Below are 16,572 nucleotides of genomic sequence, written 5' to 3' on the forward strand. Positions count from 1 at the left end.
GTACCGCGCTCTCGTTGCCTTCGTCACTTCACGTTCTCCTTGCTTGGATTGAATCACTCAGCAAGGGATCCGGTTTTCGAGGGCAAGGTCAGTTTGCGGCTTCGCGTTCGACGAGTTGCACAACGCGTTTGCCGCCAAGAGCGAAGCGGAGCTGGTGCGGATGTCGCTGACCATGAAGACGCTCGTGAACTCCCTGTCCAAGCCGGTCATCGCGATGGGCATCAATGGGCTGGAGGACTCCCTGGACGGTCACCCTGAGCTGCGGCAGCGCTTCGAGCGTCGGGTGTTTCTGGAGGACCCACGGGTGACTTCACGCCAGGACGTGGAAGACATGCGTAAGCTGCTGCTGGCTATGAACCAGGTTCTGCCCTGTGAGCCGTCATGCGACCTTAGCTCACCGGACATGCTCCTGCGCCTGCTGCTGGCCTGCGAATGCCGCTTCGGCAGCGTCGTCAACATGGTCCGCAGTGCGTGCGAGCTGGGGGCAGCAGCTCGCCAAACGACGGTTAGTCTGGACAACTTCCGCGCGGCCTACCGAGAAGTCGCGCCGCGGGACAAGCGTCAGGACACGCACAACCCCTTCCTGATGTCCCGCGAGACTGTCGAGGCGCTGCTGTCGCAGATGCAGGCGCAGCGTGGCCGGTAGAGGGCTTCGTCATGAGGTCCGCTGCGGCCCACGGAGTGCCACGGCTGCTCATCCGTTTTCGCTTGATGCCGGACGAGTCGGTGGTCAGCTTCGTACAACGTCATGCCGAGGCGAATCGGGCTGCGTCCATGCGTCACATGTTGCAGCTCCTGGCGCAGGTGTCTGGAAAGACGCTTAACGATGTCCGAGACCTGGTGCACAGTCGGGCGGCCCTGCGCGCAGTGGAGTGGTTGACCGGCCTTGCGGACGGGGAGCTCGAGTCGCGCTACCTGGAGCGTCAATATCCGGCCTACTTGGTGTCCGAGCATCACGTCTGGGAATCGTCCGCGCGCATTGCACCGCGGCAGGCGGTTTGTCCTGCATGCCTCGAGGAGTCTGGCTATGCAAAGCTGAGCTGGGAGTTCGTCCAGGCGCCCGTCTGTGTCGCGCACGGTACCGCTCTGCTCGAACACTGTCCGTATTGCGCAGAGCCGTTGCGCCACACCCGCACGCGACTGAAGTGCTGCCAGCGTTGCGGCGCGAACCTGAGTAAAGCGCGAGCACATGGGGTGAGCGATGCGGCGCTCCAGGTGGCAAACCTCGTTCAGTCACCGTCCATGGTTCGGATGGGCGACGCCGACGCGACGGCGCCCATCGACCAGCTCGACCTGTCGAAGCTTCTACGGCTGTGCGTGCTTCCGGGACCCGGTTGCACCACATACCATGGGTTGACCGGTCCCCTTCATCACTTGCCTGTGGCCGACCGCATCATGGCCTTGGAAAGACTTGGGAGTGCCATGGTAGGTCCTCGCATCGACAGCTCCCGGCTGCGTTCCATCGTCGTCGAGCGCTGGCCTGGCGCAAACCTCCTGCCCGAAGAAGCGACGCGGGTTCTCATCATGGGCGCCGCCCAGATGGTTGAGATGGACGGCGAGGCCGCCGGTCTGCTGTGTTTCGGCGACTTGCGCAAGTGCCCGAAGAGTGCTGCCGAGCTCTACAACGGGAGGCCACCAAGGCTGGCGAATGTGAATGACGTGGCGCAGTTTCTGGGCGTGGACCTTCACGTGCTCAGCCAACTGAGCGCGCGTCACGGGCTCCATAAGGCCAGTCGGGGACAGGGCCACGACATGGACGAGGTGCTCGCCCTGCAGCGACACGTCGAGTCAGTATGCAAGCCGGAGATGCTCGACGGGGTTCTTGGCTGGCCCGGCCTAACGGCGTCGCTTGTGCACCTGAAACTGCTGACTGGTCTGGTCACCGAGGATGGAACTCTGCTCGGTGTCGAACCGGAGTCCTTCGGCATGCTGGTGTCCCGGATTCGGTCGGCAATGTCGTCTTCGACACCGCGGGACGCCCAGGCCGTACCACTCTCGGAAGGGGCCCGGTTTGGCATGGATGCGGCAGCCGTAGCATGGGCTGTCGCGCAAATTGCGGGTGGGAGCTTGGCGGCGTTCGATTGGCCGCCTCCGTGCCGCCTGTGCGACCTGATGGTAGACGTCGCACGACTCGAGCAGCTCTCCAACGGCGTGTCGAGCCCGACTTCTGCCTCTGCCTCCACCGCTACGGCTTAGCCGGCTGCTCCGAAGAGACGCATCACATGCAGACCTCTGACATGGGTCCCCGGCGACGGGGCCCGCGCAAGGCCTCGCTCAAGCCTGATTGAAAACGCAAACGCGCCGTGACGCCTGGCCCGTCTCGTCAACCGGCCGAGACCATTGACGCACGCTGCCCGGTTCAGGCCGCCAGGCTCAGACGAGCGTTAGGTTCTCGACACGACCCTGCTGCGTGGAACTGCACATTCGTGCCCACACGCAGTTTCGCAGCTTCACGGTTGCTGATAGCCAAGCCGACGACGTAGAGGTAGCTGCGCGCACCGCTCGCGTCAGATACGTAGCCGAATCGACCCTCGGGTCCTAGCAAGACGACCTTGCCAGTCTGCGGCCCGATGGCCGCAGGCTCCGTGTCCTGTTCCTCCACTTCGTCCCCGTCGCCTACCATGAGCCGTAGTCTACCGTCGACGGGTGACTTGTCGGCTGCCCGGCGCCGTCTACGGGTCCAAAAAATCCCCGGCCCAGCAAGCACTTAGAGCCGCTGCTGCAAGTTGCATTTTTTGTCTTGCAAAGCGGCGCCCGGTTGCATCGGTCAGCTTGCAACTCAAAATTTGGACCGCGCCAAGCTCTTGATTTTCCGAGACTCCCGTTGTCAGGGTCCTGAAGTCACCATAGCGCGTATCGGTGTGCGCCGTGCGGCAGGCCCCGTACCTGCCGCGCCGCGTCGAGCATCGCGCGCGCCGCGAAGTCGTGCAGGTCGAACCGCGCTTCGAGCAGCAGGCTCGCGTGGTGGCCGCTGGCGGCGGTGCCGAGCCGCTCGAGGACGACGCCTTGGTGCTCGCGGTCCTCGAGCGCACCGGCGTCGTCGACCGCGAACACCTGCGTCGGTACGCCGACGAACAGCGGATCGGCGGCGAGGCGCTCGCGCACCGCGTCGAGGCGCGCGCCGCGCTCGAGCTCGACGTAGACATAGCGCGTGCCGGCGACCTCGGCTTCGAGCGCCGCCCGCACGCCGTCGATCGCCGCCGCGGCCGCGCTGTGATGCAGCGCGGTGCCCGGGTGGCGCTGCTGCACCGTCTGGCCGCGCGGGATCATTCGCTCGAACGACGCGACGAAAGCCGACCACGCCCCCGGGTTCCAGCCGGCGCCGACGACGGCCGACGTGCGGTGCCGGCGCGCCGCGTCGTCGAGCACTTGGTGATGCCGCATCAGGGCGGCGCCGTCGAGCGCGGCGCACTCGACGACCGGCAGCCGCTGCTGCAACAGCGCGAGGGCGACATCGGTCGCATCGCCGGCGGGTACGCACACCAGCACAACGTCGACCGCCGGCAGTTCGCGCACGTGGCCGACGACGGCGGTGCGCTGCAGCCGCCCGGGCGCGTGCGCCGGGGCGTCGGCGCGGCGGACGATGCCGGCGAGCGCGAGCTCGGGGTCGTCGAGCAGCGCGAGCGCGCACGCGGTGCCGAGCCGGCCGAGGCCGACGACGGCGGCCTGCAGACGTGTCGCGGTTCCGGTCATCGCGTCGTGCGCCTTCATTGCGCGGGGCCCGCCCATCGCCGGAGTGTCACCGCCGGTCTCAGCGCGTGGCGGCGTCGACCGCGGCCGCGAGCGCATGCAAGCCGGCCGAGATCTCGACCGGATACGCGTCGGCCACCGGGTCGAGGCCGCGCAGCGGCTCGGGCAGCGCGCGCAGCTGCTCGGTGCAGCGCCTGCGGGCGTCGGCGAGCGTCGGCGCCGCGCCGACGCGCCGGCCGCCGCGCATCACCGGCTGCAGCAGCGGCTCGCCGTCGAGCGGCTCGCCTTCGAGCTGCACGCGGTCGGCGAGCATGCGGCCATGGGCGTCGAAACGGCGCACGACCTGCTTGACGCCGGGCCACGTCGCCTTGCCGGCCGAGCGCTTGCGCCGCGCGACGCCGGCGTAGACCTGCAGCTTGTAGACGGCGTCGAGCGACGGTGCGTCCGACGACGTGTCGAGCGCGGTGCCGATGCCGAAGCCGTCGATCGGCGCGCCCGCGGCGAGCAGCTCGGCGACGCGCCACTCGTCGAGGTTGCCGCTCGCGAAGATGCGCACGCCTCGCAGCCCCGCGGCGTCGAGCATCGCTCGCCCCGCCCTCGCCTGCGCCGCCATGTCGCCGCTGTCGAGGCGGATGCCGCCGATCTCGATGCCCTCGGCGGCCAGCCGCGGCGCGAGATCGATCACGCGCTGCACGCCCTGCAGCGGGTCGTAGGTGTCGACGAGCAGCGTCGGGCGCTGCGGGCGCGAGCGCGCGAACGCGACGAACGCGTCGGCCTCGCTCGCGTGTGCCTGCACGAACGAGTGCGCCATCGTGCCGAAGGCCGGGAGGCCATACCGGCGCGCCGCCTCGGCGGTCGCGGTGCCGTCGAAGCCGGCCAGGTAGGCCGCGCGCGCGGCGAACAGCGCCGCTTCGGCGCCGTGCGCGCGCCGCATGCCGAAGTCGATCAGCAGCTTGGCGGGCGCGGCCAGCACGACGCGCGCGGCCTTCGACGCGATCAGCGTCTGGAAGTGGACGAGGTTGAGCAGCCGCGACTCGACGAGCTGGGCCAGCGGCAGCGGCGCCGTCACGCGCAGGATCGGCTCGTCGGCAAAGAACACCGTGCCCTCGGGCATCGCGTGCACGTCGCCGGTGAAGCGCAGCGTGCGCAGGTGGTCGAGCAGCGCGGGCCTGAAGCCGCCCTGCCGCTCGACCCACGCGATCTCGTCGTCGGTGAAGGCCAGCGTCTCGAGGAACTGCAGCGCCTGCTCGAGCCCGGCGGCGACGAGGAAGTTGCGCTGCGCAGGCAGCTTGCGCACGAACAGCTCGAACGTTGCCTCTTGCTGCATGCCTTCGTCGAGGTAGGCCTGCAGCATCGTCAGCTGGTACAGGTCGGTCAGCAGGGCCGTCATCGGGCAAGCGGCGGGGCCGTCACACGCGGTCGATGCTATCCCGCTTTGCGCTGACGCAAAGCCGGCGCCGCGCGGCCGGGCATGCTGCGCCCCGGGGCGCCGGGCCACGGCGCCCGCGACGAGGTGCCACCCAGAGGGGCCACCATGCGACTGACCTCCCCCGCTTTCGAGCCGAATGGCCCGATTCCCGTGCGCCACACCGCCGACGGTGCCGACGTCGCGCCGGCGCTCGTGTTCCACGACGTGCCACCGGGCGCGCAGAGCCTGGCGCTGATCGTCGAAGACCCCGACGCGCCCGACCCGGCCGCGCCGGTCAAGCCGTGGGTGCACTGGGTGCTGTACGACCTGCCGCCCGACGCGACCGGCCTGCCCGAAGGCGGCACGCCGCTGCCGGCGGGCTCCCGCGAAGGCCTCAACGACTGGCACCGCCGCGGCTGGGACGGCCCGAGTCCGCCGGTCGGCCGCCACCGCTACGTGTTCCGGCTGCACGCGCTCGACGTGCGGCTGCCCGCGCTCGCCGCGCCGACCGCCGCGGCACTGCGCCACGCGATGCACGGCCACGTGCTCGCGACCGCCGAACTGGTCGGCACCTACGCGCGCCGCGCGCGCTGAACTCGCGCTCTCGTCAGGCCGGTGCGAGTGTCCAGCCGCCGTCGGCGCCGTGGCGCCAGCCGGCGGCGGCGTCGGGCTGCAGCAGCCGGCGCAGCGCGTCGACGGCATCGGCGTCGGCCGGCTGCAGGCGCAGCCGCCGGCGTTGCAGCGGCCACGCGTCGAGCCGCCGCAGCCGCCCCGAAGCCGTGTCGAGCCGCAGCCGCCACAGCAGCGCGACATCGTGGCGCCAGGGACCGCGGTCGCCGATGCCTTCGTAGTCGTTGATCAGGTCGCCGCAGCCGTGCAGGATCGCGTGGCCGGCGTACAGCTCGACCGGCAGCGGGTGGTGCGCCGAGTGGCCGTGCACGACGTCGGCCACCCCGATGTCGACGAGCCGGCGCGCGAAGTCGCGCTGCGCCTGCGGCACGGCCGGCACCCAGTTGCCGCCCCAGTGGATCGAGACGACGACGAGATCGCCCGCACGGCGGTGCCGCTGCACGCATTCGGCGACACGCTGCGCCGACGACGGCGAGAGGTCGGGCAAGCGGGCGACGCCGGCGCGGTGCCCGGCAGCGGCCCAGTCGGCGGGCACGCCGCTGTCGTCGGTCGCGAGGCCGAACACCAGCAGCCGGCGCCCGCTGCCGAGGTCGATCGCGGCCGGGCGCCACGCCGCGTCGGCGTCGGCCCCCGCCCCCACCGTCGCGATGCCGGCGGCGTGCAGCGCAGCGAGCGTCTCGCGCAGCGCGTCGCGGCCCCAGTCGAGCACGTGGTTGTTCGCGACCGTGCAGACGTCGACGTGCGCGGCCGTCAGCACGTCGACGTTGGCCGGGTGCATGCGGTAGTGAATGCCCTTGCGCGGCCACGGCGCGCCGCCGGCGGTGACGGCGGTCTCGAGGTTGACGACGCGCGCGTCGACGTCCGGCGCGAGGAACTGCGCGCGCGCGGCACCCCACGGCTCGTGCGGCGCCAGCGGCGCACCGACCGGGCCGTTCGCCGCCTCGGCGAGCCGCAGGTACTCGCGCGCGTCGTCGACGACCGGCTCGTACAGCTGCGGCGGCGCGTGGTGGCGCAATGCCTGATCGACGCCACGGCCCGTCATCACGTCGCCGGCGAGCAGCAGCGTGACGGTGCCGTCGGGCGTCATCGGCCCGGTTCAGGGGGTGTGGTGGCGCCCGAGGCTCACGCGCTTGGCCTGCAGGCCCTCGCCCGCCGGCTCGGCGACGAACTGCACCGCGGTGCCGACGTCGACGCGGTCGAAATGACCACCGGCGACGTTGTCGCGACTGAAGTAGTACTCCTCGCCGTCGGGCGTGCGGATGAAGCCGAAGCCGCCTTCGGCGTCGAGGCGCACGACTTCGCCGTGCAACTCGCGCGCGTGCTGCTTCTCGTCGCCGCGGCGCTGGTGCACGGCGTCCTGCAGCCGGCGCTTCATCGCGTCGAACGCGTCGCGCAGCGCGACGTAGACGTCCTCGTGCTGCACGCGGTCGACGACGAGCTCGCGCCCGGGCAGCGTCAGGTCGATGCGCACGCCGAACGGGTGGCCCTGGTGCTTGTGCTTCTGCTCGAGATCGATCACGACGCGGCAAGACACGACGTCGCCGCTGAGGTGCTCGAGGTGCGCGATCTTGTCGCGCACCGCCGTCTCGAGCGCGTCGGAGCGCTCGAGGCCGTGGAAGACGATCTGGGGCGGAACTTTCATCGCGGTCTCTCCTGTGCCAGTGCCACCCAGTCTGCCGCGGTGCGGGCGCCCGTGACCTGACATTCGTCAAGACCGGCGCTCAGCGCATCGTGCGCGCGAGCAGCGGCCGCAGCTGCGCGAGCGGCCGCGTGTTGAGCACGTCTGACGCCTCGAGCCAGCCGCGCCGTGCCTGCCCGACGCCGTGGCGCAGCGTGTCGAAGTCGGCCGTCGCGTGCGCGTCGGAGTCGATCGCGACGAGCACGCCCTCGTCCTTCGCGAGCCGGCACGCGGTGTCGTCGAGGTCGAGCCGCTGCGGCTGCGCGTTCAGCTCGACGAAGCAGCCGCGCTGCCTCGCGTGGCGCAGCACGCGCGGCAGGTCCAGCTCGACCGGCCCGCGCTCACCGAGCAGCCGCGCCGTCGGGTGCGCGAGGATCGTGAAGCAGCGCGCATCCATCGCGCGCAGCACGCGGTCGGTCTGCCTGTCGCGCGGCAGGTTCAGCCGCGAGTGCAGCGCGCCGACGACGAGGTCGAGCCGCTGCAGGATCTCGTCGGGCAGGTCGAGCCGCCCGTCGGCGAGGATGTCGACCTCGATCCCCTTGAGCAGCACGAGCCGCGCCTTCTGCGCGCGCAGCCTCTCGTTCAGGCGGTCGATGCGCCCGATCTGCGCCTCGAGCCGCTTCGCGTCGAGCCCGCGCGCCACCGCCAGGCGCGCCGAGTGGTCGGTGATCGCGAGGTACTCGAAGCCGCGCGCCTGCGCCGCGGCGGCCATCGCCTCGAGAGTGTCGCGGCCGTCGCTGTCGGTCGTGTGCACGTGCAGGTCGCCGCGCAGGTCGGCGAGCTCGACGAGCTTCGGCAGCCGAGCGGCCTGCGCCGCTTCGATCTCGCCGCGGTCCTCGCGCAGCTCGGGGGCGATGAACGGCAGGCCGACCGCGGCGTAGACCGAGGCCTCGGTGTCGCCGGCCACGCGCTCTTCGCCGCGGAACACGCCGTACTCGTTGATCTTCAGCCCGCGCGCCTGCGCGAGCCGGCGCAGCGCGATGTTGTGCGCCTTCGAGCCGGTGAAGTAGACGAGCGCAGCGCCAAACTCGGCCGCCGGCACGACGCGCAGGTCCACCTGCAGGCCGCTGGCGAGCACGACGCTCGCGCGCGTGCGGCCCTTCGCGAGCACCTGCCGCACCTGCGGCAGCGTCGTGAAGCGCTCCATCACGCCGCTGCGCCCGCGCACCGTCACGAGCAGGTCGAGGTCGCCGACGGTGTCGCGCCGCCGGCGCAGGCTGCCGGCGGGCACGACGCGCTCGACGCCCGGCACCGCGGCGAGTGCGGCGACGAGCGCGTCGGCGATGGGCTCGGCCAGCGCGATCGACACCCGCCCGGTGTCCGCCCGCGGGGCCGTGGCCGCCGGCGCGGCGAGCGCCTGCACGATCGCCTGCTCCGTCTTCGGCCCGAAGCCGGGGATCGCGCGGATGCGGCCGGCGCGTGCGGCGGCGGCGAGGTCGTCGACGGTGTGCACGCCGAGCTCGTGGTGCAGCGCACGCACGCGCTTCGGCCCGAGCCCGGGCACTTTCAGCAGCGCCGTGATGCCCGGCGGCAGCTCGCCGCGCAGCCGCTCGAGGAGCGCGCAGCGGCCGGTGCCGACGATCTCGGCGATCTTGCCTGCCAAATCGGCGCCGATGCCGGGCAGCGCGTCCAGATCGGCGCCCTGCGCGACCAGTTCGGCCAGCGGCCGGCCCAGGCCGCTGACGGTGCGTGACGCGTTGCGGTACGCGCGGATGCGAAACGGGTTCGCGTCCTCGACCTCGAGCAAGTCGGCGATCTCGTCGAACACCGCGGCGACCTCGGCGTTCGTCACCGCCGGCACGGCCGGCGGCGGGGCCGGCGTGCGGCGGGTCACGGCAGCACGTCGGCCGCGGCGACGACGACGGCGCCGCGCTGCTGCATCGCGGCCAGCGCGCGCTCGCCGTCGCCCGGCTGCACGTCGACCGCCGCGACGCCGTCGCGCAGCACGACGACGGCGTAGCCCAGCGCCAGCGCATCGAGCACGCTCGCCTGCACGCAGTAGTCGGTCGCCAGCCCGCAGACGATGAGGCGCCGCACGCCCAGCGCCTGCAGCCGCGCGTGCAAGTCGGTGCCGTCGAACGCCGAGTACGCGTCGCGCGCGGGCGTCGTCGCCTTCGAGATCACGACCGCGTCGGCAGGCAGCCGCAGCGCGGCGGGAAAGTCGGCGCCCGGCGTGCCGGCCACGCAGTGCGGCGGCCAAGGGCCGCCCTGCGCTTGGAACGAGCAGTGATCGGCCGGGTGCCAGTCGCGCGATGCGAACACCGGCAGCGCGAGCGCGGCGAAGCGCTGCAGCGCACGCCCGATGGCCGGCAGCACGGCATCGCCCGCCGGCACCGCCAGGCTGCCGCCGGGCAGGAAGTCGTTCTGCACGTCGACGACGAGCAGCGCGTCGCCGGCGCCAACAGCGGGTACGGGAGACGGAGACGTCATCGGTGTGCGCTCGCGGGGCGATGCCGCGAGCGTGCGCAAGGCCGGCCGCGCGCGCCTTGATGCAACGCAAGCCGCAAGCGCATCGTCGGTTGCCTACACTGCGTGCACCGCCACCGTCGGGAGAGCCCGTGCCGCTGTCGATCCAGGCCGTCGTCGATGCGCTGGGCGCGCACGCGCCCCATCCCTTCGCGGTCACGCTGCCCGACGGCGCGCGCCACGCGTGCGGCCACGGCGCGCCGGCGTTCACGCTGCACCTGCGCACCGAAGCCGCCGTGCTGGCCACGCTGGCGCGCGGCCACATCGGGCTGCTCGAGGCCTACTTCGACCGTGAGGTCGACGTCGACGGCAGCTTCCACGCCGCGATGGCGGTCGGGCTCGCGAGCGACCTGTCGCGCGGCACCAACCCGCTGCTCGGCGCCGAGAACCGCCTGCACGAGCTGCGCCACTCGAACCGCGACCCGGCGCAGGCCAAGGCCAACGCGCGCTTCCACTACGGCCTCGGCGAGGCGTTCTACCGCCTGTGGCTCGACGACCCGCTGAAGATGTACACCTGCGCCTACTGGCGCGAAGGCACCGCGACGCTCGAGGAGGCGCAGCGCAACAAGATCGACCACGTGATCCGCAAGATCCGCCTCGGCCCTGGCGAGCGCTACGTCGACATCGGCTGCGGCTTCGGCGGCTTCATGTTCCGCGCGTGGGAGACGGTGGGCGCGCTCGGCACCGGCGTCAACACGACGACGGAGCAGGTCGACTGGCTGCGCGCCGAGATCGCGCGCCGCGGTCTCGCCGACCGGCTCGCGGTGCGCGAGGCCGACTTCCGCGACGTCGACGGCCAATACGACAAGGTCGTCTCGATCGGCGTGCTCGAGCACGCCGGGCGCGACCAGCTCGCCGAGGTGATCCGCGCGCACGCCGACTTCCTCAAGCCCGGCGGGCTCGGGATGCTGCACTTCATCGGCCACGTCGGGCGCTACGACACCGAGCTGTTCATCCGCAAGCACGTCTTTCCCGGCGGGTGGATCCCGAGCCTCGCCGACGTGATCGTCGAGATGGAGCGCTGTGGCCTCGAGGTCGTCGACATCGAGAACCTGCGCCGCCACTACGCGCCGACGCTCGACGCGTGGGCCGAGCGCTTCGAGCGCCACTGGCCGCAGATCCAGGCGCTCGACCCGCAGCGTTTCGACGAGCGCTTCCGCCGCATCTGGCGCACCTACCTCGTCGGCTGCGCCGAGATGTTCCGCGCGCCCACCGGCTACACGCACCTGTGGCAGATCGTGTTCAGCAAGGGCAACGTCACGCGCGACAGCTACCCGATGAGCCGCGCGCACCTGTACCGCGACGACGCCGGCGATGGCGGCCGCTGACGACCATGCCGCGCGCCTGGACCGCCTGCGCGCGGTGCTCGCCGCCGCGCAGCCCTCGGCGCCGCTCGGGCTGGCCAAGCGCACGTCGAACCTGTTTCGCGACCGCACCGAGGGACGCAAGCAGCGGCTGGACCTCGGCGAGTTCCACCACGTGCTGCGCATCGACACCACGAGCGGGTGGGTCGACGTCGAGGGCCTGTGTACCTACGAGGCGCTGGCCGACGCGACGCTGGCGGTCGGCCAGATGCCGGCGGTGGTGCCGCAGCTCAAGACGATCACGATCGGCGGTGCCGCGGCCGGCGTCGGCATCGAGGCCACGTCGTTCCGCGAGGGCCTGGTGCACGACACGCTGCTCGAGATCGAGGTGCTGCTGCCCGGCGGCGACATCGTCGTCGCGACCCCCGACAACGAGCACCGCGACCTGTTCTACGGCTTCCCGAACTCGTACGGCACGCTCGGCTACGCGCTGCGGCTGAAGGCGCGCACGCGGCCGGTCAGGCGCTTCGTGCGCGTCGAGCACCGCCCGTTCGCCGACGCCGCGGCGTTCTTCGCCGCGCTCGACGCCGCGTGCGCCGACCCGGCGTCGGACTTCGTCGACGGCGTCGTCTTCGGCCGCGGCGACCACGTGCTCAGCGTCGGTCGCTTCGTCGACGACGCGCCGCACGCGAGCGACTACACGTTCGAGCGCATCTACTGGCGCTCGCTGAAGACGACGCCGGTCGATTACCTCACCGCGCGCGGCTACCTCTGGCGCTGGGACACCGACTGGTTCTGGTGCTCGAAGAACGTCGGCGCGCAGCACCCGCTGGTGCGCCGCCTGCTCGGGCGCGAACGGCTGAACTCGCGCACCTACACCAGGATCATGCGCTTCAACAGCCGCTTCGGCTTCACGCGCGCGTGGGCGCGGCTGCGCGGCGTGCACCCCGAGTCGGTGATCCAGGACGTCGACATTCCGCTGCCGCGCGCGGCCGAGTTCCTCGACTTCCTGCTCGCCGAGATCGGCATCGTCCCGGTGTGGGTCTGCCCGATCCGCCCGGCCGATCCGGCGCACACGTTCACGCTGTACCCGCTGACACCCGGCGTGCGCTACGTCAACTTCGGCTTCTGGGACGTCGTCAACGCGCGCGAGCCGCACCCGCCGGGGCACTTCAACCGCCTCGTCGAGCGCAAGGTGATCGAGCTCGGCGGCATCAAGTCGCTGTATTCCGAGAGCTACTTCCCGCGCGACGAGTTCGACCGCGCCTACGCGATGGAGCGCTACCGCGCGCTGAAGGCGCGCTACGACCCGCAGCACCGCGCGCTCGACCTGTACGACAAGGTCGTCGGCCGGCGCTGATGCGCGGCGCCGGCGTCAGCCCAGCGCCGCGCGCGCGTTGCGGAACATGCGCATCCACGGACTGAAGCCGTCGGCGCCGGCGGCCGACCAGCTCAGCTGGGCCTGGCGGAACACGCGCTCGGGGTGTGGCATCAGCGCGGTGAAGCGCCCGTCGGGCGTCGTCACCCCCGTCAGGCCGTCGGGGCTGCCGTTGGGGTTGTACGGGTAGACCTCGGTCGGCCGGCCGTGGTGGTCGACGAAGCGCAGCGCACGCGCGACGCGCTGCGCGTCGCCGCGCTGCGAGAAGTCGGCGCGGCCCTCGCCATGCGCGACCGCGATCGGCAGCCGGCTGCCGGCCATGCCGGTGAAGAAGACCGACGGGCTCGCGAGCACCTCGACGAGGCTCAGCCGCGCCTCGAACTGCTCGCTGGCGTTGCGCGTGAACTTGGGCCACGCGTCGGCGCCGGGGATGATCGGCGCGAGCGCGGCCATCATCTGGCAGCCGTTGCACACGCCGAGCGCGATCGTGTCGGGGCGCTGGAAGAACGCCGCGAACTGGTCGGCCAGCGCCGGGTTGAACAGGATCGAGCGCGCCCAGCCCTCGCCGGCGCCGAGCGTGTCGCCGTAGCTGAAGCCGCCGCAGGCGACGAAACCCTGAAACTGGTCGAGCCGCGCGCGACCGGCCTGCAGGTCGCTCATGTGCACGTCGAAGGTGTCGAAGCCGGCGGCGTGCATCGCATAGCTCATCTCGACCTGCGAGTTGACGCCCTGCTCGCGCAGGATCGCGATCTTCGGCCGCGCGAGGTGCACGAACGGCGCGGTGACGTCGTCGGCGGGGTCGAAGGTCAGGTGCACGTGCAGGCCGGGGTCGTCGGCGGCGCCGGCCAGCGTGTGTTCGCTGTCGGCGCAGGCGGGGTTGTCGCGCAGCCGCGCGATGCGCCAGCTGACCTCGTCCCACGTCTGATGCAGTTGGGTGAGCGGCGCCGAGAACACGCACTTCGTGTCGCGCCAGACCTCGACGACGCCGCGGTCGTTGGGCACGCCGATCACGTGCGTGAAGCGGCCGAGCCCGTGCGCGCGCAGCGTCGCGATCACGGCGTCGCGCTCGTCGCGGCGCACCTGCAGCACGGCGCCGAGCTCCTCGGCGAACAGCGCCTTGAGCGTCAGCTCGTTGCGCCGCTCGCTCACCTGGCTGGCCCAGTTCTTCGAGTCGCCGTACTCGGCGCGGCTGTCGCCGATGCCGTCGCCCTCGGTGACGAGCAGGTCGACGTTGAGGCTCACGCCGCGGTGCCCGGCGAAGGCCATCTCGCAGACGCACGCCCACAGCCCGCCGTCGCTGCGGTCGTGGTAGGCGAGCAGCTTGCCGCCGGCGCGCAGTTCGTTGACGGCGGCCACCAGCGCCTTCAGGCGCTGCGGGTCGTCGAGGTCGGGCACCTCGTCGCCGAAGCGGCCGAGCGTCTGCGCGAGGATCGAGCCGGCCAGGCGGTTGCGGCCGGCGCCGAGGTCGACGAGCAGCAGCACCGTCTCGCCCGGCTGCAGCTGCGGCGTCAGCGTGCCGCGCACGTCGGGCAGCGTCGCGAAGGCGCTGACGATCAGCGACACCGGCGCGACGACCTGGCACGGGCCGTCGGCGCCGTTCCACTTCGTGCGCATCGACAGGCTGTCCTTGCCGACCGGGATGCCGACGCCGAGCGCCGGGCACAGCTCCAGGCCGACCGCCTTCACGGTGTCGTACAGCGCCGCGTCCTCGCCGGGCTCGCCGCAGGCGGCCATCCAGTTGGCGCTGAGCTTGACGCGCGACAGTTCGATCGGCGCGGCGAGCAGGTTCGTGATCGCTTCGGCCACCGCCATGCGGCCCGACGCCGGTGCGTCGAGCGCCGCCAGCGGCGTGCGCTCGCCCATCGCCATCGCCTCGCCGCGGCAGCCGCTGAAGTCGGCCAGCGTGACGGCGCAGTCCGCCACCGGCACCTGCCACGGCCCCACCATCGGGTCGCGGTGGCTGAGCCCGCCCACCGTACGGTCGCCGATCGTGATCAGGAAACGCTTGCTCGCCACCGTCGGGTGGCGCAGCACGTCGAACGCGGCCTGCTCGAGCGTCACGCCGGTCAGGTCGAGCGCGGCCTCGGTGCGCACGACGCGCTCGACGATGCGGTGCATCTTCGGCGGCTTGCCGAACAGCACCTCCATCGGCATGTCGATCACGCGCTCGCCGCCCGCGCCGTCCTCGACGACGAGGTCACGCGCCTCGGTCGCGACGCCGACCACCGCGAACGGGCAGCGCTCGCGGGCGCACATCTGCTCGAACAGCGGCATCAGCGCCGGGTCGACGGCCAGGACGTAGCGCTCCTGGCTCTCGTTGCACCAGATCTCCTTCGGCGCCAGGCCGCTCTCTTCGAGCGGGACCTTGCGCAGGTCGAAGCGCGCGCCGCGGCCGGCGCCGTCGGCGAGCTCGGGGAACGCGTTGGACAGCCCCCCGGCACCGACGTCGTGGATCGCGAGGATGGGGTTGCGGTCGCCGAGCGCCCAGCAGTGGTTGATGACTTCCTGCGCGCGGCGCTGGATCTCGGGGTTGCCGCGCTGCACGCTGTCGAAGTCGAGCGCCGCGGTGTTGGTGCCGGCGGCCATCGAGCTCGCGGCACCGCCGCCCATGCCGATGCGCATCCCCGGCCCGCCGAGCTGCACGAGCAGCGTGCCGGCGGGAAACGCGACCTTGTGCGTCTGCGTCGCATCGATGCTGCCGACGCCGCCGGCGATCATGATCGGCTTGTGGTAGCCGCGCCGCACGCCGGCCACCGTCTGCTCGTAGACGCGGAAATACCCGGCGAGGTTGGGTCGGCCGAACTCGTTGTTGAACGCGGCGCTGCCCAGAGGCCCGTCGATCATGATCTGCAGCGCGCTGGCGATGTGCTCGGGCTTGCCGACGGGGTCGCGCTCCCACGGCTCGTCGGTGCCGGGCAGGTGCAGGTTCGACACCGAGAAGCCCGTCAGCCCCGCCTTCGGCCGTGCGCCGCGGCCGGTGGCGCCCTCGTCGCGGATCTCGCCGCCGGCGCCGGTGGCCGCGCCCGGGAACGGGCTGATCGCGGTCGGGTGGTTGTGCGTCTCGACCTTCATCAGCACGTGCGCGGTGACCTCGCGCGCGCCGTACCGCGGCGCGTTCGTGAAGCCCTCGGGCTGCCAGCGCACGACGGGGCCGCCCTCCATGATCGCGGCGTTGTCGCTGTAGGCCACGACGGTGCGCTGCGGGCTCGCCCGCTCGGTGTGGCGGATCATCGCGAACAGGCTGTGCGGCTGGCGCTGGCCGTCGATCGTGAAGTCGGCGTTGAAGATCTTGTGCCGGCAGTGCTCGCTGTTGGCCTGCGCGAACATCATCAGCTCGACGTCGCTCGGGTTGCGCCCGAGCCGGGTGAAGGCGTCGACGAGGTAGTCGACCTCGTCGTCGGACAGCGCGAGCCCGAACGCGGCGTTGGCTTCGAGCAGCGCCTCGCGGCCGTACGCGAGCACGTCGACGTGCGCCAGCGGCGGCGCCGGCTGCGGATCGAACAGGTGGCGCGCCGCGTCGCGCTCGAACGCGACGCTCTCCGTCATGCGGTCGTGCAGCAGCGCGGCGACGGCCTCGCGCTCGGTGGCCGACAGCGGCTTCGCACCGCCGGGCAGGCCGCCCTTGAGCGTCAGGTGGAACTCGGTCACGCGCTCGATGCGGTGCACCGGCAGGCCGCAGTTGTGCGCGATGTCGGTGGCCTTGCTCGCCCACGGCGAGACGGTGCCCAGCCGCGGCATCACGACGACGAGCTCGCCGTCGGCCGGGCCGGCATAGGGATCGCCGTAGGTCAGCAGCGCCTGCAGGCGGTCGCGTGTGGCGGCGTCGAGCGGTGCGTCGCTGGCGACCCAGTGCACGTGCCGCGCGGCGATGCCGGCGACGCGCGGCACCACCGCGGCGATGCGATCGAGCAGCGCGCGGGCGCGGAACGCGGACAGCGCTTGGCTGCCCTCGAAGTGCAACAGGTGCGGGGAAGGCGACGGCATCGGAACCCGGGGTCGAGGGCGGGGCGGAAACGGC

Annotated in this window: 12 protein-coding genes; 5 read left to right on the forward strand and 7 right to left on the reverse strand. The window is 72.0% G+C overall.

Annotated elements, in window-relative coordinates:
* Nucleotides 1–172: 172 nt before the first annotated feature.
* Both MOJ79_RS08730 and MOJ79_RS08735 read left to right on the forward strand, forming a co-directional pair.
* Nucleotides 173–646 carry a hypothetical protein gene (locus MOJ79_RS08730; RefSeq protein WP_442863103.1) on the forward strand — a complete coding sequence of 158 codons (474 nt, stop codon included), beginning with the start codon at nucleotides 173–175 and terminating at the stop codon, nucleotides 644–646.
* Between the two features lie 11 nt (nucleotides 647–657).
* Complete coding sequence (locus MOJ79_RS08735; RefSeq protein ID WP_259374402.1) at nucleotides 658–2,196, forward strand: TniQ family protein; 1,539 nt, start codon at nucleotides 658–660, stop codon at nucleotides 2,194–2,196.
* Between the two features lie 645 nt (nucleotides 2,197–2,841).
* Here the strand turns inward: MOJ79_RS08735 and MOJ79_RS08740 are convergent.
* The gene (locus MOJ79_RS08740; RefSeq protein ID WP_241923809.1) at nucleotides 2,842–3,693 is read right to left on the reverse strand and encodes a Gfo/Idh/MocA family oxidoreductase; all 852 of its coding nucleotides are present in this window, start codon (nucleotides 3,691–3,693) and stop codon (nucleotides 2,842–2,844) included.
* A 58-nt stretch (nucleotides 3,694–3,751) separates the two neighbouring features.
* Nucleotides 3,752–5,080: a nicotinate phosphoribosyltransferase gene (locus MOJ79_RS08745; protein WP_241923810.1), complete on the reverse strand. Its 1,329-nt coding sequence runs from the start codon at nucleotides 5,078–5,080 to the stop codon at nucleotides 3,752–3,754.
* Between the two features lie 144 nt (nucleotides 5,081–5,224).
* Here MOJ79_RS08745 and MOJ79_RS08750 point away from each other — a divergent pair, with 144 nt between their 5' ends.
* Nucleotides 5,225–5,692 carry a YbhB/YbcL family Raf kinase inhibitor-like protein gene (locus MOJ79_RS08750; protein WP_241923811.1) on the forward strand — a complete coding sequence of 156 codons (468 nt, stop codon included), beginning with the start codon at nucleotides 5,225–5,227 and terminating at the stop codon, nucleotides 5,690–5,692.
* Nucleotides 5,693–5,705: 13 nt separating this feature from the next.
* Here the strand turns inward: MOJ79_RS08750 and MOJ79_RS08755 are convergent, their stop codons facing one another.
* The 4 genes from MOJ79_RS08755 to MOJ79_RS08770 all read right to left on the reverse strand — a co-directional run bounded on the left by MOJ79_RS08755 (nucleotide 5,706) and on the right by MOJ79_RS08770 (nucleotide 9,836).
* Entirely contained in the window at nucleotides 5,706–6,815 is a 1,110-nt protein-coding gene (locus MOJ79_RS08755) for a CapA family protein (RefSeq protein ID WP_241923812.1), read from the reverse strand.
* Nucleotides 6,816–6,824: 9 nt separating this feature from the next.
* A complete protein-coding gene (locus MOJ79_RS08760) occupies nucleotides 6,825–7,370 on the reverse strand; it encodes an HPF/RaiA family ribosome-associated protein (protein WP_241923813.1) in 546 nt (181 codons plus the stop codon).
* 79 nt (nucleotides 7,371–7,449) lie between these two features.
* A complete protein-coding gene (gene polX, locus MOJ79_RS08765; RefSeq protein WP_241923814.1) occupies nucleotides 7,450–9,240 on the reverse strand; it encodes a DNA polymerase/3'-5' exonuclease PolX in 1,791 nt (596 codons plus the stop codon).
* Entirely contained in the window at nucleotides 9,237–9,836 is a 600-nt protein-coding gene (locus tag MOJ79_RS08770; RefSeq protein WP_241923815.1) for an isochorismatase family protein, read from the reverse strand. Before MOJ79_RS08770 ends, polX begins: the two co-directional genes overlap by 4 nt.
* 128 nt (nucleotides 9,837–9,964) lie before the next feature.
* Between MOJ79_RS08770 and MOJ79_RS08775 the strand changes: the two genes are divergently transcribed.
* Both MOJ79_RS08775 and MOJ79_RS08780 read left to right on the forward strand, forming a co-directional pair.
* Entirely contained in the window at nucleotides 9,965–11,200 is a 1,236-nt protein-coding gene (locus MOJ79_RS08775; RefSeq protein ID WP_241923816.1) for a class I SAM-dependent methyltransferase, read from the forward strand.
* Nucleotides 11,187–12,536 carry an FAD-binding oxidoreductase gene (locus MOJ79_RS08780; RefSeq protein ID WP_241923817.1) on the forward strand — a complete coding sequence of 450 codons (1,350 nt, stop codon included), beginning with the start codon at nucleotides 11,187–11,189 and terminating at the stop codon, nucleotides 12,534–12,536. Before MOJ79_RS08775 ends, MOJ79_RS08780 begins: the two co-directional genes overlap by 14 nt.
* A gap of 15 nt (nucleotides 12,537–12,551) precedes the next feature.
* Here the strand turns inward: MOJ79_RS08780 and purL are convergent, their stop codons facing one another.
* Complete coding sequence (gene purL, locus MOJ79_RS08785) at nucleotides 12,552–16,538, reverse strand: phosphoribosylformylglycinamidine synthase (protein ID WP_241923818.1); 3,987 nt, start codon at nucleotides 16,536–16,538, stop codon at nucleotides 12,552–12,554.
* Between the last annotated feature and the right edge of the window lie 34 nt (nucleotides 16,539–16,572).

Origin of the sequence: Calidifontimicrobium sp. SYSU G02091 (assembly GCF_022631395.1) — a bacterium.
Lineage (GTDB): Bacteria > Pseudomonadota > Gammaproteobacteria > Burkholderiales > Burkholderiaceae_C > Calidifontimicrobium > Calidifontimicrobium sediminis.

Bases quoted from the DNA above. Each gene is read 5' to 3' on its own strand.
- MOJ79_RS08730 (WP_442863103.1), top strand. From the start codon at position 173: ATGAAGACGCTCGTGAACTCCCTGTCCAAGCCGGTCATCGCGATGGGC.
- MOJ79_RS08735 (WP_259374402.1), top strand. From the start codon at position 658: ATGAGGTCCGCTGCGGCCCACGGAGTGCCACGGCTGCTCATCCGTTTT.
- MOJ79_RS08740 (WP_241923809.1), bottom strand. From the start codon at position 3,693: ATGACCGGAACCGCGACACGTCTGCAGGCCGCCGTCGTCGGCCTCGGC.
- MOJ79_RS08745 (WP_241923810.1), bottom strand. From the start codon at position 5,080: ATGACGGCCCTGCTGACCGACCTGTACCAGCTGACGATGCTGCAGGCC.
- MOJ79_RS08750 (WP_241923811.1), top strand. From the start codon at position 5,225: ATGCGACTGACCTCCCCCGCTTTCGAGCCGAATGGCCCGATTCCCGTG.
- MOJ79_RS08755 (WP_241923812.1), bottom strand. From the start codon at position 6,815: ATGACGCCCGACGGCACCGTCACGCTGCTGCTCGCCGGCGACGTGATG.
- MOJ79_RS08760 (WP_241923813.1), bottom strand. From the start codon at position 7,370: ATGAAAGTTCCGCCCCAGATCGTCTTCCACGGCCTCGAGCGCTCCGAC.
- MOJ79_RS08770 (WP_241923815.1), bottom strand. From the start codon at position 9,836: ATGACGTCTCCGTCTCCCGTACCCGCTGTTGGCGCCGGCGACGCGCTG.
- MOJ79_RS08780 (WP_241923817.1), top strand. From the start codon at position 11,187: ATGGCGGCCGCTGACGACCATGCCGCGCGCCTGGACCGCCTGCGCGCG.
- purL (WP_241923818.1), bottom strand. From the start codon at position 16,538: ATGCCGTCGCCTTCCCCGCACCTGTTGCACTTCGAGGGCAGCCAAGCG.